This is a genomic window from Streptomyces sp. NPDC006463, from assembly GCF_042870715.1.
Classification (GTDB): Bacteria; Actinomycetota; Actinomycetes; order Streptomycetales; family Streptomycetaceae; genus Streptomyces.
The window spans coordinates 149860-176046 of sequence record NZ_JBIAHP010000002.1; the positions used below are offsets into that span (position 1 = coordinate 149860).

Sequence of the window (26187 nt, forward strand, 5' to 3'; positions counted from 1 at the left end):
CCCGGGGGGCGGGGGGGGCGGGCGGGGCCGGGGGGGGGCCCCCGCGGCCCCCGCCCCGGGGTGCCCCCCGGGGGCCCCCCCCCCGGGGGGGCCGCGGGGGGGGGGGGGCGCCCCCGCCCCCCCCCCGCTTCTTCGAGGCCATCAGGCTGGTGATCGTGGTGATGACCAGGACACCGCAGATGACACCCAGGGAGACCGGGATCGAGATCACCGGGACGTGCACCCCGTTCTCGTGCAGCGCGTGCAGCACCAGCTTGACGCCGATGAAGCCCAGGATGACCGACAGGCCGTAGCTGAGGTGGACCAGCTTCTTGAGCAGGCCGCCGATGAGGAAGTACAGCTGGCGCAGACCCATCAGGGCGAAGGCATTGGCGGTGAAGACGATGTACGGGTCCTGGGTGAGGCCGAAGATCGCGGGGATCGAGTCCAGCGCGAAGAGCACGTCGGTGGTGCCGATGGCGAGCATGACGACCATCAGCGGGGTCAGGACGCGCTTGCCGTTGCTCTGGATGAAGAGCTTGGTGCCGTGGTACCTGTCGGCGACGCCGAACTTCTTCTCGACGGACTTGAGGAGACGGTTCTCCTCGAACTCGTCCTCCTCCTCGTCCTTGCGGGCCTCCTGGATCAGCTTCCACGCGGTGTAGATCAGGAACGCGCCGAAGAGGTAGAAGACCCAGGAGAAGCTGGCGATGATCGCCGCGCCGGCCGCGATGAAGACCGCGCGCAGGACCAGGGCGATCAGCACGCCCACGAGCAGTACGCGCTGCTGGAGGTGGGAGGGCACCGCGAACTTCGCCATGATCAGGACGAAGACGAAGAGGTTGTCCACGCTCAGGGACTTCTCGGTGATGAAGCCCGCGAAGAACTCCTGGGAGGCCTGGCCGTTCCCGAAGAACCACAGACCGAGGCCGAAGAGCCCGGCGAGGACGATCCAGACGACCGTCCAGGTGCCCGCTTCCTTGATCGATACGTCGTGCGGTTTGCGGCCGATGAAGAAATCGGCGCCGATGAGGAGGGACAGACCAAGGATGGTCAGCGCCCACAGGGTCCAGGAAACTTCCACGGTAAACACGCCTCCGGCGGATGGCTCAGCACTTCGTCAGCGTCATCGCTGCCGGAGGTCTCTTCCACCCGGGCGGCCTGGAGGCCGTGGGCCGACGCCCCGGGACCGACTGCGCTCATGAATCCGCAGTGGTCCGTATTGACGGGTACGCCGTAGCAGGAAAGCAGGAATACTCCCCTCCGCGCTCACCAGGGTACCCGCCGGAGACGGCCAAGGTAAAGGGAATCCCAAGAACTGGTCAGCGGCAGGTCATCAGCCTGCCGCTGACCGTCACGGGCGGGCGCGCCGACGGGCCTCCGCGATCCGGTCCAGTGCCTGTTCGAGGACCCGGCTGCCCTGCGGGGGCAGGTCCGGCTCGAAGGTCCAGGCGTGGTGGACCCAGGGGTCGGCGAGGTGGTTGTCCGGCACCGGCGACAGCCGCATCAGCGAGCGCCACAGCGGGTCCAGCAGCGGCCCGTAGGCCGAGGCCTCGTCACGGTCCGCGACCATCAGCAGGTGCACGCCGACCGCCGGACCCTCGTCGGCGAGGTAGCGCAGCTGGGTCACGGCCCGGTCGTCGAAGCCGTGCGGGAAGTCGTGCACGAGGAGCAGCTGGTCGGCGGTGTCCACGTCCGGCGGCAGGTCCTCGGGGGCTCCGGCCCGCACCGCCATCTGTACGAGGTCCACCCGCCGGGTCAGCCGCGCCAGGGTCTCGGTGACCCCGGCGGCCCCGGCGGCGGGCGGGGCCGCCAGCACCCCGGCCCGGACCAGCGGAGCCAGCGAGGCGGCTGCGGCCCCGGCCGCGTCGATGACGTGGACGGCGAACCGGTCGCCGGGGTGGACCGCGAGCAGCCGAGCCGCGTGCGCGACGGCCATGTCCATGGCGGCCCGGCGCAGCCGGTCGGTGTCCATGGCCATAGCGGACTCGGAACCGGTGCGGCCGTTGTCGATCCAGATGCCGCGCTCCAGCGGGAGCCTCATCAGCATCGGGATGCGCAGATCGGGCCGCTCGGGCAGGTGCAGGTCGCCCAGGCGCAGGGCCAGCGGGCTCTCCTCGGGCAGCCCGTTCGACCGGCTGTCGTGCCAGACCGGGTTGTCCCAGCGGGCGTACGCGGCCGGCAGCGCGGGCTCGACGACCTCCGCCTCGGCGATCAGCTGGGCGAGGTCCCGGTCGAGGACGGCCTGGGCCTGGGCGACCAGCTCCTCGCGGCGCGCCCGGGCGGTGTCGCGGGCGGCGTTCCCGGAGCCTCCGAGGCGGTGGCGCGGGTCGGACAGGGCCTCGTCGAGCTCGCGGTCCATGCGGGAATCGGCGAAGTCGACGGCGCTGCGGTACGCGGCGACCGTGCGGGCCAGGTCCTCGAACATGCCCCACACCTGGTTGTAGAGCCGCTCCTCCATGGACCAGCCGCTGGCGTCCCCGGCGACGGGCTGCGGGAACTGTCCGGGCTCCGTCGGCGGAGCGGCCTGCGGCGCGGGCTCGGGCGGCTCGGTGCTGGCGCGGCGGCGCCGCGGGTGGGCGTAGCTGATGGTGGGCGGGGAGTCCGCGGTGTCGCCGCCGGGCGCCGGGTGCGGCGCGGGGCCGGGCGTACCGGCGTAGGGGACCCCGGAGACGGGGATCGGGTCCGGGGGCTCGGGAGTGGGCGCGGGGGCCTGGGCGGGAGCCCCGGCCGCTGTCCGCGGGGCGTGCAGATCACCGGCCAGGCTCGGCCGGGCGGAGAGCGCGCCGTCCGCCTGCCCGGTCCCCGCGGCCGTCGCCAGTGCGGCGGCGGCGAGCGCGGCGGCCTCCGGTGCGGCCAGTCCGCCGTCGGCCAGCAGGGCGCCGAGGCCGTCGGCGTATCCCTGGCCCACGGCCCGGACCTTCCAGGCGCCCTGGCGGCGGTACAGCTCCAGGGCCACGACGGCCGTCTCGGCGTCCAGCCCGGTCAGGGTGTATCCGGCGAGCTCGGCGCCCTCCGGGTCGGCCACGGCCACGTAGGAGGCCGGGACCGCGCCGAAGCGCACCGGGCCGCCGGGCGGCAGGACGAGCACTACGCCGACCCGGTGGACCTGCGTGGCGACCGCGTCGAGGTCGACGGCGAAGGTGTGCCGCTCGGCGAGCTCCCCCGGCGCGCGGACCCCCGGGAGGGTCCGGGCGCCCGGGTGTGCCAGTGCCCCGGGGCCTTCGAACCGGCCCTGTTCATCGGCGAGCGAGGCCAGGGCGAGCACGGGTGTGCCCGCCGAGACCCTGATCTCCACCCGGCTCTGGGACACGGGGTGGTTCTGCCCCCGGACCAGTTCGGCCGTCATCGTGCAGCCCTCCCCCGTGCCTTCTTCTCTTGTTGCGTCTTACAGGTGCGGCAGGATCGCCGGCATCAGGTCCTGGAACGTACGGCCGTTGGCCGGGTTGCCGAGGGCCGTCATCTGCCAGCCGGCGCCCGAACGCGACACCTTCGCCATGATCTGCGCCGTGTACTGGCCGCCGCCGTCGAGGGTGTAGCGGGCCAGCTCCTGGCCGTTGGTCTCGTCGACGATGCGGCAGAACGCGTTCTGCACTTCCTGGAACGTCTGGCCGGTGAAGGAGTTCACCGTGAAGACGATCTGGTCGATGTGGACCGGCACGCGCTGGAGGTCGACGAGGATCGCCTCGTCGTCCCCGCCCTGGCCGACGCCGCCGACGAGGTTGTCACCGGTGTGCCGAACCGAGCCGTCGTCGCTCTGCAGGTGCCGGAAGAAGACGACGTCCACCGGCTGCTTGTCGGCGAAGAGTACCGCCGACGCGTCCAGGTCGATCTCCTGGGTCCGCGACCCGAACAGCCCGCGGCGCTTGGCCGCCTGCCAGCCGAGGCCCATCCGGACCGCGGTCAGCGTGCCCCCGTCCGACTTCTGCAGACTGATGGCCTGACCCTTGGTCATGTTGACCGTCACGCGCTGTCCCCTCTCCATAGCCCGCCCCGATAACAGGAGCGCAGCGTGTACCTGCGGCTGTGACCCAACCCTACTGACAGGCCACGGGTCAGGCGAGGCCCGCTTCCTTCATCTGTCGCAGCTCCTTCTTCAGCTCGCTGACCTCGTCCCGGATCCGGGCCGCGACCTCGAACTGCAACTCCGCGGCCGCCCCGCGCATCCGCTCGGTCATCTGCTCGATGAGCGAAGCCAGTTCGGCGGCGGGCCGGTCGGTGAGCACCTCGGCCTTGGCCGCGCCCTTCGCGCCCTTGCCGCCCGCCTTGCCCTTGGTCTGGGCCGCCTTGCCGCCGAGCGCCGGAACCGGAGCCTTGGCCCCCTTGCCGTCCGCCGCCTGCCGGTACCCGGTGCCGAGGAGCTGCTCGGTGTCCAGTTCCTCGCGGGCGATGGTGGCGACGATGTCGTTGATCTTCTTGCGCAGCGGCTGCGGGTCGATCCCGTTGGCCGTGTTGTAGGCGACCTGCTTCTCCCGGCGGCGGTTGGTCTCGTCGATCGCCTGCGCCATCGCCGGGGTGATGCTGTCCGCGTACATGTGGACCTGGCCCGACACGTTGCGCGCCGCGCGGCCGATGGTCTGGATCAGGGAGGTGCCCGAGCGCAGGAAGCCCTGCTTGTCGGCATCGAGGATCGCGACGAGCGACACCTCGGGCAGGTCGAGGCCCTCACGCAGCAGGTTGATGCCGACCAGGACGTCGAACTCGCCGGACCGGAGCTCGCGCAGCAGCTCGATGCGGCGCAGCGTGTCCACGTCGCTGTGCAGGTAGCGGACCTGGATGCCGAGCTCCAGGAAGTAGTCCGTGAGGTCCTCGGCCATCTTCTTGGTGAGGGTGGTGACCAGGACCCGCTCGTCCTTCTCCACCCGCTCGCGGATCTCGTGGACCAGGTCGTCGATCTGGCCCTCGGTCGGCTTGACCACGACCTCGGGGTCGATGAGGCCGGTGGGGCGGATGATCTGCTCGACGAAGCCGTCGCCGCGCGAGAGCTCGTACTTGCCGGGGGTCGCCGACAGGTAGACGGTCTGGCCGATGCGCTCCTGGAACTCCTCCCACTTCAGCGGCCGGTTGTCGAGCGCCGACGGCAGCCGGAATCCGTGGTCGACCAGGGTCCGCTTGCGCGAGGCGTCGCCCTCGTACATGGCGCCGATCTGCGGCACGGTGACGTGCGACTCGTCGATGACGAGGAGGAAGTCCTCCGGGAAGTAGTCGATGAGGGTGTTGGGCGCGGACCCCGGCTCGCGGTCGTCCATGTGCAGCGAGTAGTTCTCGATGCCGGAGCAGGACCCGATCTGCCGCATCATCTCCAGGTCGTAGGTGGTGCGCATGCGCAGCCGCTGGGCCTCCAGCATCTTGCCCTGCTTCTCCAGCTCGGCGAGGCGCTGGGCCAGCTCGGCCTCGATGCCGCGGACCGCCTTCTCCATGCGCTCGGGGCCGGCGACGTAGTGGCTTGCGGGGAACACGTACAGCTCGCGGTCCTCGCTGATGACCTCGCCGGTCAGCGGGTGCAGGGTGGACAGGGCCTCGATCTCGTCGCCGAACATCTCGATGCGGACGGCCAGTTCCTCGTAGACCGGGAAGATCTCGATGGTGTCGCCGCGCACCCGGAAGGTGCCGCGCGTGAACGCCACGTCGTTGCGGGTGTACTGGATGTCGACGAAGCGGCGCAGCAGCTGGTCCCGGTCGATCTCCTCGCCCACCTTGAGGGAGACCATCCGGTCGACGTACTCCTGCGGGGTACCGAGGCCGTAGATGCAGGACACGGAGGCGACGACGATGACGTCTCGCCGGGTCAGGAGCGAGTTGGTGGCGGAGTGGCGCAGCCGCTCCACCTCCTCGTTGATCGAGGAGTCCTTCTCGATGTATGTGTCCGACTGCGGAACGTAGGCCTCGGGCTGGTAGTAGTCGTAGTACGACACGAAGTACTCGACGGCGTTGTTCGGCAGGAGCTCTCGGAACTCGTTCGCCAGCTGGGCGGCGAGGGTCTTGTTCGGCGCCATCACCAGGGTGGGGCGCTGGAGCTTCTCGATCATCCACGCGGTGGTCGCCGACTTGCCCGTGCCGGTCGCACCCAGCAGGACGACATCCTTCTCACCTGCACGGATGCGCTTCTCCAGCTCGGCGATGGCCGTCGGCTGGTCGCCGCTGGGCTTGTAGGGGCTGACGACCTCGAAAGGCGCCACCGTGCGTTCGATCTTCGATACGGGCCGCATGACTCAACCGTACGGCCCCCCACTGACACTCACGTGACACGCGGGCGGATCCGCTCGTATCCGGGCTGGTCCGCGCCGGTCCGCGCGCAGTCCGCGGGGCGCCCGTGCGCGGCTGCCCGGCCGGACCGCCCTCACACGTTCTGGTCCGTTTGTCGTAGTTCGGTGGCGGCCCGGTGATCTTCAACCCCATGATCGCGGTGAAGACCCCGCTGTGAAGTGCATCGCCACAAAGTCCGCCCCTCCGCACCCGTCTGACGCAGGAACAGGGCTCCCGACCCGAGGAGAACGCACATGTACGTCCGACCCGCCGCCGCGGCCGCCGCCGCATTCCTGGGCTTCACCCTCACCCTGCTGGGCGGGACGGCGTCGTACGCCGCCACCGGCCCCGATTCCCCCACGACCGCCCGGGCAGCACTGGGAGGACCCGTCGTGTACGCCCACCGGGGGGCCTCGGCGTACGCCCCGGAGAACACCCTCGACTCGATCGACCTGGCGATGCGGCTGGGCTTCGAATGGGTCGAGAACGACGTGCAGCGCACCCGGGACGGCGAGCTGGTGGTCATCCACGACGACACCCTGGCCCGGACCACCGACGTCGAGCAGGTGTTCCCCGGCCGCCAGCCCTGGCGGGTCAAGGACTTCACGGCCGCGGAGATCGCCCGGCTGGACGCGGGCAGCTGGTTCGGGGAGGAGTACGAGGGCGCCCGGGTGCCGACCCTGCACGAGTACCTCGACCGGGTATCGCGCAACCAGCAGCGGCTGCTGCTGGAGATCAAGAAGCCGGAGCTCTACCCCGGCATCGAGGAGCAGACCCTGAAGGTACTGGAAGAGGCCGGCTGGCTCGACCGGCGCCACGTGACGCAGCGCCTGGTGGTGCAGAGCTTCAGCGCCGACAGCGTCCGCATCGTGCACGGCCTGCGCCCGGACCTCGTGACGGCCTTCCTGGGCACCCCGGCGGTGGCGGACCTGCCGAGGTACGCGCAGTTCACCGACCGGATCAACCCGTGGCACACCACGATCTCGGCCGACTGGGTCTCGGCGGTGCACGGCCTGCTGGGGGCCCACGGCAAGGCCATGGAGGTGGACACCTGGATCGTGGACGACGCCGCGACCGCCCGCAAGGTCCAGGCGATGGGCGTGGACGGGATCATCACCAACGCCCCGGACGTCGTCCAGGAGGCGGTGGGCGGCTACTGAGCCGGGCCCGGACGGGCGGTGCCGCGAGCGCCGACGGCGCCGTCGGCGCCGTCGGCCGTGTCGGCGCTGTCGGCGCTGTCGGCGCTGTCGGTGGGGGGCCGTACCGTGGACGCGTGGACAGCACCGAGCGGCCCTGCGGGCCGCGCCTCGAATGGACCGTCGTCGCCAGCGACATCGGGCCCCTGCTCCTGGCCGCGACCCCGGAGGGGCTGGTCCGGGTCGAGTTCCATGCCGGGCCGGACCGGGTCGACGCCATGATCGGTTCGCTCGTCTCCCGGCTCGGCGCGGACGCCTGGCGGCCCGCACCGGGCGAGGAGGTGCTGCTGGCCGAGCCCGTACGCCAGCTCGCCGCGTACTTCTCCGGTTCGCTGCGGCGCTTCGAGCTGCCGCTGGACTGGCGCCTCAGCTCCGGCTTCAACCGGCAGGTGCTCCAGGAGCTGGACCGCTGCGTGCCCTACGGAGCGGTCGTCGGCTACGGGGAACTGGCCGCCCGCGTCGGCCAGCCCGGCGCCGCGCAGGCCGTGGGCAGCGCCATGGGCTCCAACCCGCTGCCGCTGGTCGTGGCCTGCCACCGGGTCGTGGAGAACGACGGGGGCATCGGGGGCTTCGGCGGCGGGGTCGAGACGAAGCGGCAGCTGCTCGCGCTGGAAGGCGTCCTCCCCCAGCCGCTGTTCTGAGCGGGCGGCGCGGCGGGCATCCGGACCCGGACCCCGGATACCGGATACTCGGTTCCGCCGCGCGGTAAGGGGTGTCACACTTCCGCGGTGACTACTCCTGCCGCCGCACCCGGTCTCACCGCGTCCGCCCGCGCCCCGCACCCGTCCCCGCGAAGGGGGTGGACGGCGTGACCGCCTCGCCCGGCACGGACCGGCCCACAGCCGCGGCCACCGGACCTGAGCTGGCCCGGCTGCAGCGCCGTACCACCGGCGTGCTCATCGCGAGCCAGGTCCTCGGCGGGCTCGGCGTGCCCATCAGCATCGCCCTGGCCCCCGTACTCGCGACCGAGGTCAGCGGCACCGAGGCCCTGTCCGGCCTCGCCTCCACCGCCGCGGTGATCGGTACGGCCCTGGTCTCCCTGCCGCTCGCCGCCCTGATGACCGCCCGCGGCCGCCGCCCGGGACTCGTCCTCGCGTACGCGATCGGCGCGGCCGGCGCCTTGCTCGTCGTCCTCGCCGCCACCGTCAAGAGCTTCCCGCTGCTGATGCTCGGCATGGCCGCCTTCGGCGCCGCCTCCTCAGCCAACCTGCAGGCCCGGTTCGCCGCCGCCGACCTCGCCGCCCCGGACCGCCGGGCCCGGGCGATCTCCGTCGTCGTGTGGGCGTCCACCATCGGCGCGGTGCTCGGCCCCAACCTGTCCGCCCCGGCCAGCCGCAGCTTCGCCGGGACCTCCATACCCGAGACGGCGGGCCCCTTCGTGTGGGCCGCCGCCGTCTTCCTGCTCACCGGCACGCTGATCGGCGTGCTCCTGCGACCGGACCCGCTGCTGACCGCCCGTGCGCTGGCCACGGCCGGGGAGCAGACCCGCGAGGGCCGCTCGCTGCGGGCCGGGATCGCCGCCGTCAAAACCTCCCCGCGGGCCCGGCTCGCCCTCGTCACCGTCGCCGTCTCACACACCACCATGGTCTCGATCATGGTGATGACCCCGATGGACCTGGGCCACCACGGCGCCGGGCTGGAGCTCATCGGCCTCGTGATCAGCGGTCACATCGCGGGCATGTTCGCCTTCTCGCCCGTGATGGGGTGGCTCGCGGACCGGATCGGCCGGCTGTCCGTGATCGGCCTGGCGGCCGGGCTGCTATCGGTCGCCGCCCTGCTCGCCGGCACGGCCGGGCCGCACCACGGCCAGACCGCGGCCGGCCTGTTCCTGCTCGGCCTCGGCTGGTCCGCCGGGATGGTGTCCGGCTCGGCGCTGCTGACGGACTCGGTGCCGCAGCCCGCGCGGGCCGCCGTACAGGGCCTGAGCGACCTGACGATGAACACGGCCGCGGGCGTGGGCGGCGCCGCCGCCGGCCTGGTCATGTCCCAGGCGAGCTACGGCTGGCTGAACGCCATCGGGGCCTGCCTGCTGCTGCCGATGGCGGCGCTCGCGCTGTTCACCGCGCGCCGCCACCCCGCTCCCGCGAAGGGCGTCAGCAGCTGATGTGGTAGGCCTTGCGGAGCGTCTCGTGCACGGTCCAGGTGGTCTTGTCGCCCTCCCGGAGCACGCAGGCGGAGCCGGGGCCCACCTCCAGGGTCTCGCCGCCCTCGACCTCGATGGTGGCGCGGCCGCTGACCACGACGAACAGCTCGTTGGCCTCGGTGTCCGTGACCACTCCGGGGGTGATCTGCCAGATCCCGCGCAGCTGCCTGCCGTCCGCCGACTCCCAGAGCACCTTGCCCGTCACGACGGGCTCGCCGGAGACGATCTGGCCGGGGTCGAGGTCTTCGGCCTCCAGTTCGACGTCCGGTACGGAGACGGCGAAGGAGGCGGGGGCTGCGGAGGCTGCGGAGTGGTCGCTGGTGCTCATGGCGCGCCAGCCTAATCCGGCCCGGCAGCGCGGCGCGGTGACCAGAGCGTCCAGGAACCGCCGGGCCCAGGGGTCACCCTGTCCAGTCAGGCCGCCGGGGGAACGGTACTCGGACAGGTTGTGACAGGTGGGACGGGAGCGCGTTTGGAGGCGCGGATCCCGTGCCATGGATGGGGACATGTCACTGCACACAGCAACTGAATCCCCGTCCGGCGGACCGGTCCTGTCGGAAGAGGTGCGCGAGGCGCTCGCCCGGCACCGGCCCGTCGTGGCCCTGGAGTCGACGATCATCGCGCACGGCCTGCCGCGTCCCCGCAATCTGGCGGTGGGGCTCGAACTGGAAGCGCTGGTCCGTTCGGAGGGCGCGGTTCCGGCGACGATCGCGGTCGTGGACGGGGTGGCCTACGCGGGCCTGGACAAGGACCAGCTGGAGCGGATCGCGGGCGGCGAGGGCGTACGCAAGCTCGGCCACCGGGATCTGGCCCCCGCGCTCGCGGTGGGGGCCACGGGGGCGACGACGGTGTCCGCGACCGCCTTCCTGGCGGCCCAGGCGGGCCTTCGGGTCTTCGCCACGGGCGGGCTGGGCGGCGTGCACCGCGAGTGGGCGCAGACGCAGGACGAGTCGGCGGACCTGTCGCTGCTGGCGCGGACGCGGATCACGGTGGTGTGCGCGGGGGTGAAGTCGATCCTGGACGTGCCGGCCACCCTGCAGCGGCTGGAGACGCTGGGGGTGGGGGTGCTCGGGTACCAGACCCGGCGGTTCCCCGGCTTCTACCTGGCGGATTCCGGCGAGCCGGTGGACTGGACCGTGGAGGGGCCGGACGAGGTCGCGGCGGTGATGGCCGCCCAGGACGCCCTGGGAGGCGTGGAGTCGGCGCTGCTGGTGGCCAATCCGGTGGCGGAGGCGGAGCAGCTGGATCCGGAGCTGCACGACCGGGTGCTGGCCGAGGCGCTCGCCGAGTGCCGCGAGCGCGGGATCACGGGGCAGGCGGTGACGCCGTTCCTGCTGGGGTTCCTGGTACGAGCGACGGCCGGGGCCTCGCTGGAGGCGAACCTGGCGGCGGTACGGGGCAACGTGCGGCTCGGGGCCAGGATCGCGGGGGCCTGGGCGGCACGGGCATGACCGCGTCGGGACCGGCCGTCCCGGGGGCGCTGCTGATCGTCGGTGACGTGGTGACCGATGTCGTGGCGATGCATCCCGAACCGCTGGCTCCGGCCACCGACACGGCCGCCCGGATCCGGACCCTGCCCGGTGGCGCAGGGGCCAACGCCGCCTGCTGGGCGGCCCTCATGGGGGCCGCGGAGGTACGGCTCCTGGCGCGGGTGGGCGCCGAGTCGGCGCGGTGGCACGAGCGGGCCCTGGTGGACGCGGGGGTGCGGCCGCGGCTGGTGATCGACCGGGAGGAGCCGACCGGGACGGTGGTCGCGCTGGTGGGCAAGGACGCGGAGCGGACCTTCCTGACCGACAGCGGGGCCGCGCTCCGGCTGTGCCCCGCCGACTGGACGCCGGCGCTGCTGGACGGGGTGGCCCATCTCCACCTGTCCGGGTACCTGTTCTTCGCCGACAGCAGCCGGGAGCTGGCCCTGGTCGCGCTGCGGGCGGCCCGGGCCCGGGGGGTGCCGGTGAGCGTGGATCCCGCCTCGGCCGGATTCCTGGCCGGGCTGGGCCCGCGGCGGTTCCTCGACGAGGTGGCGGGGGCCGACGTACTGCTGCCCAACGAGGACGAGGCACGGCTGCTGGCCGGACTGCCGGAGCCGGCCGCGTTGGCCCGGGCGGCGGCGCGGCTGAGCCGCCGGGTGCCGCTGGTGGTGGTGACCCGGGGGGCTGCCGGGGCGCTGGTCGCCGAGCGGGGCCGGATCACCGCCGAGGTCAGGGCTGAACCGGCCGAGGCGGTGGACTCCACGGGGGCGGGGGACGCGTTCACCGGGGGGTTCCTGGCGGCGCGGCTGGCGGGGGCGGATCCGGTGGAGGCGGCTCGGGCAGGCTGCCGTGCCGCCGCGCTGGCGGTCTCCCGGCTGGGCGGAAGGCCGTAGCCCCGGCCGTTGCCCGGGGCGCCCCGGCGGCTGCTCGGGCGGGCGGCCCGTCAGCGGTCGCGGATGTCCGTCCATGCCGGGTGGCGGGGGTCGTCGGCCCTGACCAGCGCGTCAGCCTGCGCCGCCGGGTCGGTCTCGGCCTCGTAGCGGGCGAAGGCCGGGAGGGTCCAGCGTGCGGACTCCTCGGTGCGGCGGGCGAGCGCGCCCGGGGAGAGCCGGATGTGGACGCTCAGGTCGAAGGGGAACCAGTGGCCCAGCAGCAGCGGGCCGTGCACGATCACCACACCGCCGGGCGGGAGTTCGACGTACGGGCTGCGCGTCGCCCGGTCGGTCACCGGGTCCCAGAGATCGGGCAGCACCCGCCCCGTCCCACCGGGGTCGGTCGGGCCGAACACCTCCCGCCAGAGCGCGGCCGTGTCGTACCAGCCGCCGAGGTACGAGTCCACGTCCTGGCGGCCGAACTCGAAGCGGAGGGAGGCCGGCCGCAGGAAGCCCTCGGCCGGTACCACCAGGACCGCCCGTCCGCGCAGCCGCAGCGCCTCGGCGAGGTGTCCGGCGAGCACGCCGGTCCCGGCGGCCGGCGCTCCGTCGATGCCCACCCGCTGCCGGCCGTCCTGGCCGGTGTCGCGGCCGTCGAGGTGACCGGCGAGCCGCTCGGCCATCCGCTGCCATGTGATCGCTTCCAGCTGCACCGGCCCATTGTCACGCGGCGTGCTCCCGGCAGACGGCCGGGGGGATCCCGGCCGGCGCCGGGGCGGGTATGGAGAACGGGGTCAGGGCGGTCCCCGCGGGAAGCGCCGGGGTCACGTGGATCACGACCGGCTCACTGCCGAGGTTGTGGCCCAGGTGTATGTGCCGTATGCCCGCGGGCTCCACGAAGGCGGTCCCGGCACGGTGCACCTCGACCGACCGGTCGTGCAGGACGCGGGTCAGCGTCCCCGTGAGCACGACGGCGTTCAGCCGCACCCGGTGGTAGTGCCAGCCGGTGCAGCCGCCCGGAGGGATGACGACTTCCCGCGCCCCGGAGCCCGCGGCGGTGCGCGCCCTCGTCGGCCGGATCGTCATCGTCTTCTGTCCAGCCATGTACACGTGTCCTCCTCGGTGGACCGGCCGTCGTCGATCCGGGCCCACGGTAGAAGGACCGCAGGTCGTCGAGGAAGAGATGATCGAACATCAACCGCCGCCCCGCACCAGGTGATAGGAGGTCCCGGCGGCGGTATCACACCCGTATGAGCCTGGTCGTCTTCGAGTCCGCGAAGCAGATCCACTGCGCCGAGTGCCGGCAGGGCCCGCTCCGGCACCTCGTGCGCGAGGCGGGCGTGCCGCGCTGCCTGGACTGCGCCGATCTCGGGCATCTGGTCTACCTCCCGCGCGGGGACGCGGCGCTCACCCGCCGCTCCCGCGAGGCGAGTTCGCTCTCCGCCGTCGTCGTCCGCTTCAACAGGCGCCGCCGCCGCTACGAACGCCAGGGGCTCTTCGTCGAGGACGCCGCCCTGGCGCGCGCGGAGCGTGCCTGCCTCGTGGACGCCGAGGCGCGGGCCCGGCGCCGGGAGCGCGACCGGCTAAGGCGCGCCGCGGAGGACACCCGGTTCACGGCGGCCTTCGCGGCCGAGATAGTGCGGTTGTTCCCCGGCTGCCCGGCCGACCGGGCCGTGGCGATCGCCACCCACGCCTCGGTGCGCGGGAGCGGCCGGGTGGGCCGCAGTGCGGCCGGCCGGGCCCTCGACGAACTGGCGGTCTCGTACGCGGTACGGGCGGCCGTGCGGCACACCGACACCGAGTACGACGCCCTGCTGATGGCCGGGGTCCCGCGCTTCGCGGCCCGGGCCCGGCTGGCCGCCCGGATCGACGCCATCCTGGACGGGTGGCGTACGCCCCCTAGTTGAGGCGGAAGCGGCGGTAGAGCAGTACCCCGCCGAGCAGCAGCGCTCCCCCGCCCGGCAGCAGGTAGCCGACGCCGTCGGCCCCGGTGTGGGCGAGCGCCTCGTTGTGCCGGGGCGGTGCGGGCGGGGTCGGGGCGGGCGGTGCGGGCGGGGTCACGGGGCGCGAGGTGACGGGGGGCCGGACGGGTTCGGCTTCGCCGGGCGTCCCGCCGTTGACCGAGGTGTTGCCGTGGGAGCTGTTGCCGACGCCGACGACGCTCACCGCGTTGCCGCTGATGTTCAGCGGCAGGTCGACGGGGAGCTGGAGCCCGTTGCCGGACAGCACCCCCGGCGAATCCTTTCCGCGTCCTTCGGCACTGGCCCCTCCGCTGTTTCCGGCTCCGTGTTTCGACGGATGCGAGGGCCTCGGTTCCGGATGCCCTCCGCCGCCCCCTGGCGCCTCGTTGGCACAGCGGTTCCCCGCGGCCGGGTTGAGTACGCCGATCACGCTCACGGTGTTCCCGCACACGTTCACCGGGACGTGCACCGGCAGTTGCACCAGGTTCCCGGACAGCAGTCCCGGCGAGCGTTCGGCCTGACCACCCGCGTCCGCATCGGCGTAGGCGAATCCGCTCACACCCGCGACCGCCAGCCCACCTCCCGCAACCACCGCCGCGATCAAGCCATTCCGACGACTGTGACGCATCAGTCTTCCCGCCTTCCGGAGGAGTTCACGGGCGCTGCACCCGCACCGGAAACAACGCCCTGAACCCATTCGGGTTATAGAGCCGGTAGGCATTTCACTCCATCGTGTACTGGGTAGTGCCTACTTCATGACTGGACGACCGCTGCTCCTCCTCGACGTCGACGGCCCGCTGAACCCCTTCCGCTCACCCCTCGCCGGACTGCGCGGCTACCGGAGCCACCGCATGCGGCCGGACGTCTGGCTCGACTACCGCGACCCGGAATCCCGCAGCGCCCGGCGCGGCGCGCGGGTCCGCCTCCATCCCTCCCACGGCGCCCGGCTGCTGGCCCTGCCCTTCGAACTCACCTGGGCCACCGCCTGGACGCACCAGGCCAACACGATGATCGCCCCGCACATCGGACTTCCCGGTGATCTGCCTGTCATCGAATGGCCGGAACTCTTCACCCGCGACCCGGACGGCCTCTCGTGGAAGACCCGCGCCCTCGTCGACTGGGCGGCCGGCCGCCCCTTCGCCTGGGTCGACGACATGATCAACCCCCGTGACCGGGCGTGGGTCAGCGCCCACCACCCGGCCCCGGCCCTCCTCCTGCGCATCCACCCCAGCCGCGGCCTCCGGGACCGCGACTTCACGACGCTGACCCGCTGGGCGGACCAACTGGCCGGATAGGGAGGGCGCGTACCCGGAGATCACGATTACCCCCTGCGGCTGCCCGCGGTCGCCCTAACATCACGCGTGGGGGATCTCGGTATGCGTGTGCCGGCCAGTGTGTCGTCGGGTCCTCCGTCGGACCGAACCTTCGCAGCCCCGTCAGGAGTTCCAGGTGCCGTACACCGCCGAGATCAGCCGCAGCAATCCGACGAGCATCATCTTCCTCGTCGACCAGTCGACCTCGATGAGCGATCCCATCGGCGGCGAGATCCCCCAGCAGAAGGCCGATGTCGTCGCCGACGCGATCAACCGGCTGCTGACGGAACTGTCCATCAAGTGCGCCAAGGAAGAAGGCGTGCGGGACTACTTCCACGTCGCGGTGATCGGTTACGGCGCGAACGTGGGTTCGGCCTTCGCCGGCTCGCTGGCGGGCCGGGACATCGTGCCGCTGAGCGAGGTCGCGGACAATCCCGCCCGCGTCGACGAGCGCAGCAAGAAGGTCCCGGACGGCGCCGGAGGTCTCGTCGAGACCAGCGTCAGCTTCCCGCTCTGGATGGACCCGGTCGCCCACGGCGGCACCCCCATGAACCGCGCCCTGAAGTACGCCGAGAGCCTGGTCGCCGGCTGGACCGAGCGCTACCCCGCGAGCTTCCCGCCCATCGTCATCAACCTGACGGACGGCGAGTCGACGGACGGCGACCCGTCCGCCGCCGCCGACGCCATCACCTCGCACGCCACGGCCGACGGCGCCGCCCTGCTGTTCAACCTGCACGTCTCGGCCGCGGGTGGGACCCCGACCGCGTTCCCCGACAGCGCCGACGGTCTCCCCGACAGCTACGCCCGCACCCTGTTCGCCATGTCGAGCCCGCTGCCGAGCCACATGCGCTCGTACGCCGCCTCGCAGGGGCAGCGGGTGAGCGAGACGACCCGCGGTTTCGTCTACAACGCGGACATCACCACGATCGTCCAGTTCCTGGACATCGGCACCCGCGCCACCGAGCTGCGGTGAGCACACCGCCCTGCGTGTACGTCACGCACCTGGTGGCGCCCAAGCACGGGAGCTCGGAAGCGGAATGCGAGGACGCCGTCGCCGTTCTCCCCGCCTGTACCCATGTCGACATGCTCCGGGAGCCGTTGACCGCGAGCGTCTGCGACGGCGCCACGGAGAGCGTGCTGGCCAAGGACTGGGCCCGGCTCCTGTCCCGGGCGGCGGCCGTGGCGGCCATGGCCCGGCCCGAGGTCATGACGGGCGGCCCGGCGTTCGAGGAGTTCACGGCGGACGCCGTGGCGCGGTGGGACCCGTGGCTGGAGACGTACACGGCGACACGTGCCGGGGAAGGCCGGCCGCTCAAGTGGTACGAGCGGGTCAAGCTCGATGCCGGAGCCTTCGCGACGCTCCTGGTCGTCCGTGTCGACCCGGCCTCCGAACCCGGCCCCGAACCCGAACCCGGACCCACCTGGCACTGGCGGGCGGCCGCCCTGGGCGACAGCTGCCTCTTCCACATACGCGACGACCGGCTGCTGGGCTCGTTCCCGGTGCAGCGGGCGGAGGAGTTCGGCACCACACCCGACCTGTTCGGCAGCCGCAACCACGACACCGGGCTGCTGGAGGAACGTACCCGGTTCACCGAGGGCGACGCCCGGGCCGGGGACCGGCTGCTGCTGATGACGGACGCCCTCGCGGCCTGGTTCCTGTCGGCCCCCGACCCGCAGTCCGCCCTCCACGAACTGCTGGACTTCTCGGGACCGGACGACCTGGCGGCGTTCGCGCGGTGGCTCACGGGGCTCCGCGAGCGCCAGAACCTCCGCAACGACGACGTGGCCGTCGTACGGATCGACTTCGAAGGGCGGTGAACCGTGGGCGCGCGCACCGGTCCGCACCGGCAGTTCCCCAGCGGCGCGGCGTACGCGGAGGCTCTGCAGCACACGGAGCTCTGTTTCCGGCACCCCGAACTGAAGGGCGCCAGGCCCGAACTCACCAAGCTCGGCCTGCCCCGCGCCATCTCGGGTGCCTTCGCCAGCGTGTTCTCGCTGACCTCCGCCGCGTCAGGGCAGCGGTACGCCGTCAAGTGCTTCACCCGGCACATCCCGGACCAGGAACTGCGCTACCGGGAGATCAGCTCCGAGCTCGCCGGCCTCGACCCCGCCGAGCTGTCCCAGCTGTGGAAGCTCGGCTTCGAGTACCTCCCGGACGCCATCAGGGTGGGCGGCGGCCTCTTCCCCGTCCTGAAGATGGACTGGATCGAGGCCGTCACCCTCTCCGCCTGGCTGGACACCCACCACGGCGACAGCGCCGCCGTCGACCGGCTCGCGGGCCGCTTCGCGGAGCTGACGTCCGATCTGGCCACCCACGGGATCGCCCACGGGGACCTCCAGCACGGCAACCTCCTCGTCGCCGGGGACGGAACCTTCCGGCTCGTGGACTACGACGGGATGTACGTGCCCGCGCTGGCCGGTCACGGCGGGACGGAGCGCGGCCACCGGAACTACCAGTCGCCCGCCCGCGGCAACGACGACTTCGGGGCCGACCTCGACCGGTTCTCCTCGTGGGTCATCTTCCTCGCGCTGAAGGCCGTCGCCGCCGATCCCGGTCTGTGGGCGCGCCTGCACGAACCGAGCGGGGAATTCCTGCTGCTCACCGAGGAGGACTTCAAGAGCCCTTCGACATCGGGCAATCTGCTGACCCTGCTCGCCCACCCCGACCGGACCGTGCGCGGACTCGCCGATCACGTGAGATCGCTGGCGTACCAGCCGCTCTCGGCCCTGCCCCCGCTCGCCCCGGCCGTCCCCGCGCGGGCCACCGCCGCCCAGGCCGCCCGGGCCACGGTCGCGGTCCCGCCCCAGCGGTCCGCCGGCACGGGCCCGTTGCCCGGCTGGATGGCCGACCATCTCCTCGCGCCCCCGCCCACTGCTGCCGAGGCGGGGGCCACCGCACTGCCGGACGGGTTCCTCCGGCGCCGGCTGCTCGACGTGGTGAGCGCCGCCCTGCTGCCGCTCTCGCTCGCCGCATCCGTGCTGATGGTGCTCGCGGACCTGCTCGTACCGATGGGCGTCCAGGCGGCGCCGCTCGCCTTCGCCGCACTGGTCTCGGCCTTCACGCGGCGCCGCCGCACGGAGACGAAGGTGACGCAGGCGGTCCTGGCGGGCCTGAACAGCCGCATGAGGCAGCTCGACAGCCCTGAGAAGAGCGCCGACAAGCTCCGCAAGGAGCGGGCGAAGTTCGACTCCGCCGAGGCGAACCGCCAGGTCCGGCTCCCGCAGGACCAGCAGGCACTGACCGCCCGCTACCACAAGGAACTGAAGTCGGCGGAAGAGACCAAGCTCAGGACGCAGCGCGACATCGACCGCAGGATCGCCGCCGTCGACGGCGACCTCCGCAAGGCCCTCGCCAGGGCGCTCACCACCCGGCAGGCGGACTTCGTGCGGGACCGCCTCAGCCACAGGACGATCGCCCACGCGCGGGTACGCGGCATCGGGGAGGCACTGACCCGACAGCTGGCCACGGCGGGCATCCGCACGGCCGCGGACTTCACCGGCTACCGCACCTTCCAGAACACCAGGTACAACACCGTCGGGGCGGCTCTCGTCCTGGCCAACGGCGACGTGGTGAAGATCCCCGGCATCGGCGAGGCCAAGGCCAGGGCCCTCGTCGCCTGGCGCCAGACCGAGGCCGCGGCCGCCACCGGCAGCCGGCCCGTCCGGCTCACCGCCGCGGAACGGACGTCGATCGAGCAGGACTTCGAGCGCAGGCGCACCCTGCTGGGCGGCCGGCGCAAGGCGGCGGAGGGCGTCGCCGACACCGAGCGGGCCCAGGCCAAGCGCCGCCTGGAGGACGGCCGAACCCGGCTCGCGCAGGAGGCCGCTGCCGCCGATGCCCGGGCTCGGAGGCAGCGGCAGGAGTTCGGCCGCCGGACCGTCCAACTACGGCAGGACACGGCTCGGTACGAGGCGCTGCGCGGCTCCCTGGCCGAGGCACAGCGCCACAGCCGCGAACTCTCGTACGCCCGCTACCTCCGCTTCCTCTACCTCGGCCGCTGACGGCCGGGCGCGGCCCGCTCAGTGCAGCAGGGCGGTGACCGGGTCCGGGGAGGGGCGGCCCGTGGGCCACCAGTCGTCGTCGTCAGGGCGGGACTCGTAGGCGTACCAGAGGGCGTCACGGCCGAGGCGGAGCTGGCGGGTGCGGGCCGTGAGGCGGTTGCGCTCGGGGCGGAAGGAGCCCTGGGCGGCAGCGAGGAGCGCCGGGCGGGCCCGGTCGAAGGGCCCGGCCGGCGGGTCCCAGGGCTCTTCGAGGGCGGCGAGCGCGGGACGGCCGCCCTGCCGCCAAGCCGCCGCGGCGCGGGCGAGGTCGGTGGTGGTACGGCCGGTGGCGCGGGCCAGGTCGCGGTAGAGGGCGCGGGCGGCGCCGGTGAGCCCGGCCGTGGGGTACGCGGAGGCCAGCCGGACGGCGTCCTGCCACAGGCTGAGCCCGGCGATCGGGTCCTCGGCCGTGGTGAGGACGGCCAGCGCGCGGGCGGCGGCATCGGAGGCGAGCTGGTCCAGGGCGAGCGGGTCCGGCGCGGCCGGGTCGGCCGGGCAGGCCGGCGGGACCCCCGCGGCGGCGGGCGCGGGAAGCGGCGCGGGCAGCAGCGGCAGGCTGGTACGGGCGAGCGCCGCCCGGGCCGGGACGCCGGGGAAGTCCGGCGTGGCGTCGGGCTGTTCGCGTGCGGCGTGGGCGGCATTGCGGCGGGTCAGCTCGTCGAGGAGCTCCCGCTCGCCGCGGCCGCGCAGGAGCAGCAGCACGAAGGGGTCCTCGTCGAGGAGCCGGGCCGCCCGGTAACAGAGGGCCGCCGCGTGCTTGCACGGCGGACGCGCGACGTCCGGGCAGGAGCAGCGCGCCACGAGCTCGCCCGCGCCGGGCAGGACCGCCTCGGCGAGCGACTGCGGAACCTCCCGCTCCAGCAGGGCGGCGAGCGCCGCGGGGTCGGCCGCGACCGTCTCCAGCAGCTCCTCCCACGCGCCGTCCGCGAAGGCGGGCAGCGTCAGCTCGGTGCGGTACGGGCGGGGGCGGCTGCCCCGGACGTACGCCACGATCCGGCCGGGGGTGACGGTGACGGCGTCGACGTGCCCTTCGGCGGCGTACGTACGGCCCCGGGCCAGCCGGGCCGGGTCGCGGGACACCGATTCGAGGGCCGATACCCAGGCCCGGCCCCACCAGCTCACCGCCTGCGCCCCGGCGGGCACGGTCTCGAAGGTGCGGCGGCGGTCGTCCCGCGCGGTGATCACGTCGGCCTCCGCAGGGAGACGAGGTCGGCCAGTTCACGGTCGGTCAGCTCGGTCAGCGCCGACTCGCCGGAGCCCAGGACGGCATCGGCCAGGGCCCGCTTCGCCTCCAGCATCTCGGCGATCCGGTCCTCCACGGTCCCCTCGGCGATGATCCGGTGCACCTGCACGGGCTGGGTCTGGCCGATCCGGTAGGCGCGGTCGGTGGCCTGCTCCTCGACGGCCGGGTTCCACCAGCGGTCGAAGTGGATGACGTGGCCGGCCCGGGTCAGATTCAGCCCGGTCCCCGCCGCCTTCAAGGAGAGCAGGAAGACCGGGACTTCGCCCGCCTGGAAACGGTCGACGAGCTCCTCCCGGCGCGGGACCGGAGTTCCGCCGTGCAGCAGCTGGTGGGAGATCCCCCGGGCCGCCAGGTGCCGCTCGATGAGCCGGGCCATCGTCACGTACTGCGTGAAGACCAGCACCGAACCGCCCTCGGCGAGGATCGTGTCCAGCAGCTCGTCCAGCAGGGCGAGCTTGCCGGAGCGGTGCGGGATCCGCGGCTCGGCCTCCTTCAGGTACTGCGCGGGGTGGTTGCAGATCTGCTTGAGCGAGGCCAGCAACGTCATGATCATGCCGCGACGCTCGATGCCCTCGCTCGACTCGATCACCGCCATCGCCTCGTCCACCGCGGCCTGGTAGAGCGAGGCCTGCTCCCGGGTCAGGGAGACGGGGTGGTCGGTCTCCGTCTTGGGGGGCAGCTCGGGTGCGATACCGGGATCCGACTTCTTGCGCCGCAGCAGGAACGGCCGTACGAGCGCGGACAGCCGGGCCACCGCCGCCTCGTTGCCGCCGTCCTCCTCCTGCTGGTGCTCCACCGGGCGGGCATGGCGGGCCCGGAAGGCGGTGAGCGGGCCCAGCAGGCCGGGCGTCGTCCAGTCGAGCAGGGCCCACAGCTCGGAGAGGTTGTTCTCCACCGGGGTGCCGGTCAGCGCCACCCGGGCCGGCGCCGGAACCGTGCGCAGCGCCTTGGCCGTCGCCGAGTGCGGGTTCTTGACGTGCTGCGCCTCATCGGCGACGACCATGCCCCAGCTCTGCTCGGCCAGGAGCGGGGCGCTGGCGCGCATCGTCCCGTACGTGGTGAGCACGAACCCGCCCGCGGCGGATCCGAGGTCGTCGAGGCTGCGGGCGCCGCCGTGGAAGCGGCGCACCGGCGTGCCTGGGGCGAACCTTTCGATCTCGCGCTGCCAGTTGCCCAGCAGGGACGCGGGACACACCACGAGCGTCGGCTCGGGGCGGTCGCGGTGCAGGTGGAGCGCGATCAGGGTGACGGTCTTGCCGAGCCCCATGTCGTCGGCGAGGCAGCCGCCGAGGCCGAGGGAGGTCATCAGGTCCAGCCAGGCCAGGCCGCGCGCCTGGTAGTCCCGCAGGGTGGCCTTGAGCGCGGCCGGCTGCGGCAGCGGGGCCAGCTCCCCCGTCAGCCGCTCCCGCAGGGCGGCCAGCGCCCCGACCGGAACCGCCTCGACGGACTCCCCGTCGATCTCGGCCGTCCCGGACAATACGGTCGCCAGCGCGTCCACCGGGTCCAGCAGGCCCAGGTCCCGCTTGCGCGCCTTGCGCACCAGCTCGGGGTCGACCCGCACCCACCGGTCCCGCAGCCGCACCACCGGCCGGTGGGCCTGCGCGAGGGCGTCCATCTCGCCCGGGGTGAGCCGGTCGCCGCCCAGCGCCAGCTCCCAGGAGAAGGCGAAGAGGTGCGCGGCGTCGAAGAAGGCCGTGCCGTCGGTGGCGGACCCGGGCGCGGTGGACCGTACGACGGCGGTCGCCGACAGCGTACGGGCCAGCTCGCGCGGCCAGTGGACCAGGACTCCCGCGGCCGCCAGCCGGGTCGCGGCCACTCCCAGCAGGTCTTCGAGCTCCGGGTCCGACAGGGCGAGGGCGTCGGGGACCGGCTGGTCGAGCAGGCGCAGCAGGGGCGGCCAGACCCGCGCGGCCCGACGCAGCGCGAGCACGGCATCGATCCGGGCGCGCGGCCCGAAGCCCGCGGCGGCCACGCCCGCCCACAGCTGTGCGGCGTCGGTGACGAGGGTCGGATCGGCGAGGCTGTGCACCTGGACCACGGCGGCCCCGGCGCGACGGACGTCCGCGTCCTCCGCCTCGTCGAAGAGACGGAAGGACGACAGGTCGAGCCGCAGCGAGATCCCCACGCCTGTGTCCGCTCCGGCCGCGACCTGCGCGGCCCAGTCCTGTATGCCCGGCACCCGCTGCGGCTCCCGGGCGGCGAACGGCCGTCCGGCCGCGACCGGCGCGGCCGGGGTGCGGGGCAGACTGTCGGCGACCGCGTCGAGGAAGGAACGGACCAGCGCTTCCGGCTCGGGCAGTTGGAGCGGGCGGCGGCCGGCCAGCGGGGTCGCGTAGCCCTCGTGGGGCAGCGCGGCGGCGATCGCGCGGAGGTGGTCGACATCGGCGGCGTCGAGCGGCCCCGCACGCCATGCGTCGATGCCCTCGGGGGTGAGCCCGGGGAGCAGCCGGCCCCGGGCGACCAGTGTGAGCGCCTGTGTGGCGGCGGTGCCCCAGGCCCGGGTGGCGGGGTGCGAGGCCGGGCTGCGGGGTGCCCGGGCGAGCAGCGGCAGGGCGGCGGTGACGGAGAGGGCCACTGCGGGCACCGTCCGGCTGCGGACCCCTTCGCCGTGCGGGCGGACGACGGTGAGCTGCACCGGCGCACCCGCCTCGGGCAGCGCGTCCCCGTCGGGCGCCCAGAAGACGACGCGCCCCTGCCGGGGAACGGCGGCGGGCAGGAAGACGGCCGCGTGGCGCAGCAGTGCGGCTGTCCGCGACTGCGACTGCGACTGCGACTGCGCTGCCACGGTGTCCCCCTCCCCGGTCGATGTCCAGACGGACCCCTCTGCCGACGAGTCTAGGCGTGGCCGCTGACAATGCCTCTGACCTGGGGTTCAGCGTCCCCAGCGACCCTGTTCCGCGGCGTATCCGTACACGGGTCGGCCGGTGGCCGCGCTGGTGCGCAGCGGCCGTCCGCCGTCGTCGATCCGGAGGGTGCCGGAGTCGGCCGGCCCGGTCCAGCGCAGGTCGAGGTACCAGTCGCAGTCGCAGCCCGTGGTGGCCGCTTCCACGCGCAGGACGACCGGCTCGGACGCCGAGACCCGCAGCGGGAAGGCGGGGGCCGGGACGGGGCCCCCGGCGTCGTTCCCGGCGACGGGCCGGGCCAGGGGGCGCGGCGCGTCCAGGTTGACGGCGAAGGCTGCCGGGGTGAGGGACCCGCCGCAGCCCTGGGACATCTGGTAGACGTTCCAGGCCGGCGGGGTGCGCCGCGCGGCCACCCGTACCTCCAGGTCCTCCAGGACCACGCTGCCCGCGCCCGTCCCGTGCAGGGTGACCTCGACGATCTGGGCCCCGGCGTGGACGGCGCGCTGCGCCGAGGCCCAGGCCGGCGCGTCCGCCTCGACGGGCGGCGGTGGCACCGAGCCGGGGCCCCGTTCGGCGAGGTAGGCGTGATCGCAGCCGTAGGCCCACACGTGCGACCGTACGGCCGCCTTGAGCGGTACCGACGCCGTCGAGGGCGAAGGCCGGGACGGCGGCGCCGGAGCCGAGGCGGACGCCGGACCGCCCTGTGCCGGCACGGGCGAAGGGGACGAGGACGAGGGCGATGACGTCCCCGGCGCCGGGGTCCCGGCCGCGTCCGGCGGCGCCGAGGGGGCGACCGGGGTGGCCGGGCCGGCCGCCCCCGCGGACCCCGTCGCCCCCGCCACGCCGGGCGGCGTCCCGCGCTCGGGCAGGGACGCCGCCAGTACCGCCACGGCCACCGCGCCCGCGCTCACCCCGGCGGCGAGGACGGCGGCCGCCCGCCGCCGGTACCGAGGGGGCCGGACGGACACCGGCGCCCGCTCCGGCTCCGCGGCGGGTACGACAGCGGGTTCCGCCACGGCGCCCAGGGCCGGTTCCGGGATTGGTCCCGAGGTCGGTTCCGGAGCCGGTTCCGGGGCCGGCGCCGGGTCGGGCCGCCCCGCCGCGCGCCTGCGCGCGTCCGCCAGCAGCCACGCCCGGTGCAGATCCACGGCCTCCCCGGGCGAGGCCCCGCAGGCCCGGGCGAAACGGTCCACCACCGCGAACTCCGTCGGCACGGCCTCCCCGTTGCAGTAGCGGTGCAGCGTCGAGGTGCTCGTGTGCAGCCTGCGCGCCAGCGTCCCGTAACTCAGCCCCGCGCGCTCCTTCAGCTCCCGCATGAGCCGCGCGAACCGCTCCGCCTCGCCCACGGCGTTCCCCCGTCCCACGACTGCGTTCCATGCCGGGGGTGTTCCCCCAGGTGACAGCACGTACGGCCATTCCAGTGTCCCGAATCCGCAGCGATCCGTCGCCCCACGCCCCGGCCCGGGGAAAGGCTGTTCACGTACGCCGTCACACCGATCAGCACGACGACCACGACCACGGGGAGTACCCACCATGTTCCGACGCTCCGGCACCGTCGCCACCCTCACCACCGCCCTCGTCTCGGCGGCCACGGCCCTCGTCCTCACCGCCCCGGGCTCTGCCACGGCGGCCACCGCGCCCGGCTTCATCGGCGGCACCGACCTGCCGCCACACCCCACCTCGCCCTGGTACGCGGGCGCGGTCGCCAAGGGGCTGCCCGAGTTCGCGCCGTTCTGCCTGGACGGCGCGCTCCCGGCGGCGGGCAGCTGGCACCGCGACTTCGGCACGGAGTACGATACCGGCGCGGTGCAGATCTCCGTACGGGCCGCCTCACCCGCCGCGGCCGCCAAGCTCGCCGGCACCCTGGAGCACAAGGTCGCGGCCTGCGCGGCCGACTGGCTGCGCACGACCCCGGGCGGCACGGCCTCCTGGCAGGACTACGGGAAGCTCGCCGTCGAGGAGGGCGCGCACGTCTACGGGGTGCACACCTCGATCCCCGACTCCGAGCCCGGCGTGCACCTCTACGGAATCGGACGCGACGCCTCCACCGTCACGGTCGTGAAGTGGGGCCAGATGGGCGACCTGTCCGACGCCCCGGTAGCCGGCTTCAGGAAGACGACCACGACGGCCGTGAACAAGCTCAACCCGTAAACGGCCGGAGTGGGACCATGGACATGAGGCGATGACCATGCGTTCCGGGAACGAGCCGGTGACCGCCCGCAGTCCGCTGCGGCTGCGGTTCTGGCTGAGCCTGTGGGGGCTGATCTGGGCCGCCGCCGGGACGGCCCTCTTCTCGCTGGCCGACCGTCCCGGCTGGGCGGCGGCCTGCGGTGCGGTCGTGCTGCTGGCGGCCGTGGACCTGGCCGTGATCATCCACCACATCCACCAGGGCCCGCACTATCAGCCCGGCCCCGACGTCCCGCCGTACGAACCGCCCGGGAGCCGGTGAGGCTCAGTCCTCGAAGCGGGCCGCCGCCAGGTACTCCGGCTGCGGATCCAGGGCGGCGGCGAGGCGGAAGTGCTTGCGCGCCTGGTCGTGCCGCCCGGAGCGCTGGTGCGTACGGGCAAGTGCGAAGTGGGCGAAGGCATTGTCCGGCTCCCGCTCCAGCACCAGCTCGAACTCCAGCTCCGCCGGACGCAGTTGGGCGGCGGCGAAGAAGGCCCGGGCGCGCAGCAGCCGGGCCGCCGTGTTCTCGGGGTGGGCGGCTATGACGGAGTCGAGCAGCTTGACCGCGCCGCGCGGGTCGCGTGCGGCGAGCAGCTGCTCGGCGGCCCGGTAGTCGATGACGTGCGTCTCCGGGCTCGTCGACGGCGGCTTCGAGGACGACGAGGGGTGCGGCGTGGTGTCGGACACGTGTGAGTTCCTTCCCTCTGCGGGCGC

24 protein-coding genes are annotated in these 26187 nt (G+C 73.6%); 12 read left to right on the forward strand and 12 right to left on the reverse strand.

Annotation, left to right across the window (positions count from 1 at the left end; translation table 11 throughout):
- From ACFYOB_RS04480 to uvrB, 4 genes are all read right to left on the reverse strand, one after another.
- A partial coding sequence (locus ACFYOB_RS04480) for a TerC family protein (RefSeq protein ID WP_388554382.1) occupies positions 1–1063 on the reverse strand: 1063 nt, incomplete at its 3' end.
- Positions 1064–1333: 270 nt separating this feature from the next.
- On the reverse strand, positions 1334–3328 hold the full coding sequence (locus ACFYOB_RS04485) for a TerD family protein (protein WP_388554385.1): 1995 nt from the start codon (positions 3326–3328) through the stop codon (positions 1334–1336).
- A gap of 39 nt (positions 3329–3367) precedes the next feature.
- On the reverse strand, positions 3368–3946 hold the full coding sequence (locus ACFYOB_RS04490; RefSeq protein ID WP_328925100.1) for a TerD family protein: 579 nt from the start codon (positions 3944–3946) through the stop codon (positions 3368–3370).
- A gap of 88 nt (positions 3947–4034) precedes the next feature.
- A complete protein-coding gene (gene uvrB, locus ACFYOB_RS04495; protein WP_388554388.1) occupies positions 4035–6188 on the reverse strand; it encodes an excinuclease ABC subunit UvrB in 2154 nt (717 codons plus the stop codon).
- 291 nt (positions 6189–6479) lie between these two features.
- Here uvrB and ACFYOB_RS04500 point away from each other — a divergent pair, with 291 nt between their 5' ends.
- The 3 genes from ACFYOB_RS04500 to ACFYOB_RS04510 all read left to right on the forward strand — a co-directional run bounded on the left by ACFYOB_RS04500 (position 6480) and on the right by ACFYOB_RS04510 (position 9525).
- Entirely contained in the window at positions 6480–7385 is a 906-nt protein-coding gene (locus tag ACFYOB_RS04500) for a glycerophosphodiester phosphodiesterase (protein WP_388554390.1), read from the forward strand.
- A gap of 113 nt (positions 7386–7498) precedes the next feature.
- Positions 7499–8062, forward strand: coding sequence for a methylated-DNA--[protein]-cysteine S-methyltransferase (locus ACFYOB_RS04505; protein ID WP_388554393.1), 564 nt, complete (start codon positions 7499–7501; stop codon positions 8060–8062).
- 167 nt (positions 8063–8229) lie between these two features.
- A complete protein-coding gene (locus tag ACFYOB_RS04510) occupies positions 8230–9525 on the forward strand; it encodes an MFS transporter (protein WP_388554395.1) in 1296 nt (431 codons plus the stop codon).
- Here ACFYOB_RS04510 and ACFYOB_RS04515 read toward each other — a convergent pair.
- Positions 9515–9892 (reverse strand): cupin domain-containing protein, encoded by a 378-nt coding sequence (locus ACFYOB_RS04515; RefSeq protein WP_388554398.1) that lies wholly within the window; start codon positions 9890–9892, stop codon positions 9515–9517. The genes ACFYOB_RS04510 and ACFYOB_RS04515 overlap by 11 nt on opposite strands.
- Positions 9893–10070: 178 nt before the next feature.
- On the opposite strand from ACFYOB_RS04515, the gene ACFYOB_RS04520 reads away from it, so the two are divergent.
- Positions 10071–11015: a pseudouridine-5'-phosphate glycosidase gene (locus tag ACFYOB_RS04520; protein ID WP_388554401.1), complete on the forward strand. Its 945-nt coding sequence runs from the start codon at positions 10071–10073 to the stop codon at positions 11013–11015.
- A complete protein-coding gene (locus ACFYOB_RS04525; protein ID WP_388554403.1) occupies positions 11012–11926 on the forward strand; it encodes a carbohydrate kinase family protein in 915 nt (304 codons plus the stop codon). Before ACFYOB_RS04520 ends, ACFYOB_RS04525 begins: the two co-directional genes overlap by 4 nt.
- 50 nt (positions 11927–11976) lie before the next feature.
- Here ACFYOB_RS04525 and ACFYOB_RS04530 read toward each other — a convergent pair whose 3' ends face one another.
- Positions 11977–12618: a uridine kinase gene (locus tag ACFYOB_RS04530; RefSeq protein ID WP_388554404.1), complete on the reverse strand. Its 642-nt coding sequence runs from the start codon at positions 12616–12618 to the stop codon at positions 11977–11979.
- A 10-nt stretch (positions 12619–12628) separates the two neighbouring features.
- Positions 12629–13009, reverse strand: coding sequence for a cupin domain-containing protein (locus ACFYOB_RS04535; protein WP_388554406.1), 381 nt, complete (start codon positions 13007–13009; stop codon positions 12629–12631).
- 146 nt (positions 13010–13155) lie between these two features.
- On the opposite strand from ACFYOB_RS04535, the gene ACFYOB_RS04540 reads away from it, so the two are divergent.
- Positions 13156–13812 (forward strand): DUF2293 domain-containing protein, encoded by a 657-nt coding sequence (locus ACFYOB_RS04540; RefSeq protein WP_388554408.1) that lies wholly within the window; start codon positions 13156–13158, stop codon positions 13810–13812.
- Here ACFYOB_RS04540 and ACFYOB_RS04545 read toward each other — a convergent pair.
- The gene (locus tag ACFYOB_RS04545; RefSeq protein WP_388554410.1) at positions 13805–14587 is read right to left on the reverse strand and encodes a chaplin; all 783 of its coding nucleotides are present in this window, start codon (positions 14585–14587) and stop codon (positions 13805–13807) included. The two genes, ACFYOB_RS04540 and ACFYOB_RS04545, sit on opposite strands and share 8 nt — an antisense overlap.
- 34 nt (positions 14588–14621) lie before the next feature.
- Between ACFYOB_RS04545 and ACFYOB_RS04550 the strand changes: the two genes are divergently transcribed.
- The 4 genes from ACFYOB_RS04550 to ACFYOB_RS04565 all read left to right on the forward strand — a co-directional run bounded on the left by ACFYOB_RS04550 (position 14622) and on the right by ACFYOB_RS04565 (position 19181).
- Positions 14622–15161, forward strand: coding sequence for a hypothetical protein (locus ACFYOB_RS04550; protein WP_388554413.1), 540 nt, complete (start codon positions 14622–14624; stop codon positions 15159–15161).
- Positions 15162–15315: 154 nt separating this feature from the next.
- Positions 15316–16152 (forward strand): vWA domain-containing protein, encoded by an 837-nt coding sequence (locus ACFYOB_RS04555; protein ID WP_388554416.1) that lies wholly within the window; start codon positions 15316–15318, stop codon positions 16150–16152.
- The gene (locus ACFYOB_RS04560; RefSeq protein ID WP_388554419.1) at positions 16149–16997 is read left to right on the forward strand and encodes a hypothetical protein; all 849 of its coding nucleotides are present in this window, start codon (positions 16149–16151) and stop codon (positions 16995–16997) included. Before ACFYOB_RS04555 ends, ACFYOB_RS04560 begins: the two co-directional genes overlap by 4 nt.
- 3 nt (positions 16998–17000) lie before the next feature.
- Entirely contained in the window at positions 17001–19181 is a 2181-nt protein-coding gene (locus ACFYOB_RS04565) for a hypothetical protein (RefSeq protein ID WP_388554421.1), read from the forward strand.
- Between the two features lie 18 nt (positions 19182–19199).
- Here ACFYOB_RS04565 and ACFYOB_RS04570 read toward each other — a convergent pair whose 3' ends face one another.
- The 3 genes from ACFYOB_RS04570 to ACFYOB_RS04580 form a co-directional block, all read right to left on the reverse strand.
- On the reverse strand, positions 19200–20405 hold the full coding sequence (locus ACFYOB_RS04570) for an SWIM zinc finger family protein (RefSeq protein ID WP_388554424.1): 1206 nt from the start codon (positions 20403–20405) through the stop codon (positions 19200–19202).
- Positions 20402–23248 (reverse strand): SNF2-related protein, encoded by a 2847-nt coding sequence (locus tag ACFYOB_RS04575; protein ID WP_388554427.1) that lies wholly within the window; start codon positions 23246–23248, stop codon positions 20402–20404. The genes ACFYOB_RS04570 and ACFYOB_RS04575 overlap by 4 nt, the downstream gene beginning before the upstream one ends.
- An 87-nt stretch (positions 23249–23335) precedes the next feature.
- The gene (locus ACFYOB_RS04580) at positions 23336–24670 is read right to left on the reverse strand and encodes a helix-turn-helix domain-containing protein (RefSeq protein ID WP_388554430.1); all 1335 of its coding nucleotides are present in this window, start codon (positions 24668–24670) and stop codon (positions 23336–23338) included.
- A 169-nt stretch (positions 24671–24839) separates the two neighbouring features.
- Here ACFYOB_RS04580 and ACFYOB_RS04585 point away from each other — a divergent pair, with 169 nt between their 5' ends.
- Together ACFYOB_RS04585 and ACFYOB_RS04590 are read left to right on the forward strand one after the other, a co-directional pair.
- The gene (locus ACFYOB_RS04585; protein ID WP_388554433.1) at positions 24840–25457 is read left to right on the forward strand and encodes a hypothetical protein; all 618 of its coding nucleotides are present in this window, start codon (positions 24840–24842) and stop codon (positions 25455–25457) included.
- Between the two features lie 37 nt (positions 25458–25494).
- Positions 25495–25755 carry a DUF6343 family protein gene (locus ACFYOB_RS04590; protein WP_388555553.1) on the forward strand — a complete coding sequence of 87 codons (261 nt, stop codon included), beginning with the start codon at positions 25495–25497 and terminating at the stop codon, positions 25753–25755.
- 3 nt (positions 25756–25758) lie between these two features.
- Here the strand turns inward: ACFYOB_RS04590 and ACFYOB_RS04595 are convergent, their stop codons facing one another.
- Positions 25759–26160, reverse strand: a complete 402-nt coding sequence (locus ACFYOB_RS04595; protein ID WP_388554436.1) for a tetratricopeptide repeat protein — start codon at positions 26158–26160, stop codon at positions 25759–25761.
- Positions 26161–26187 lie beyond the last annotated feature (27 nt).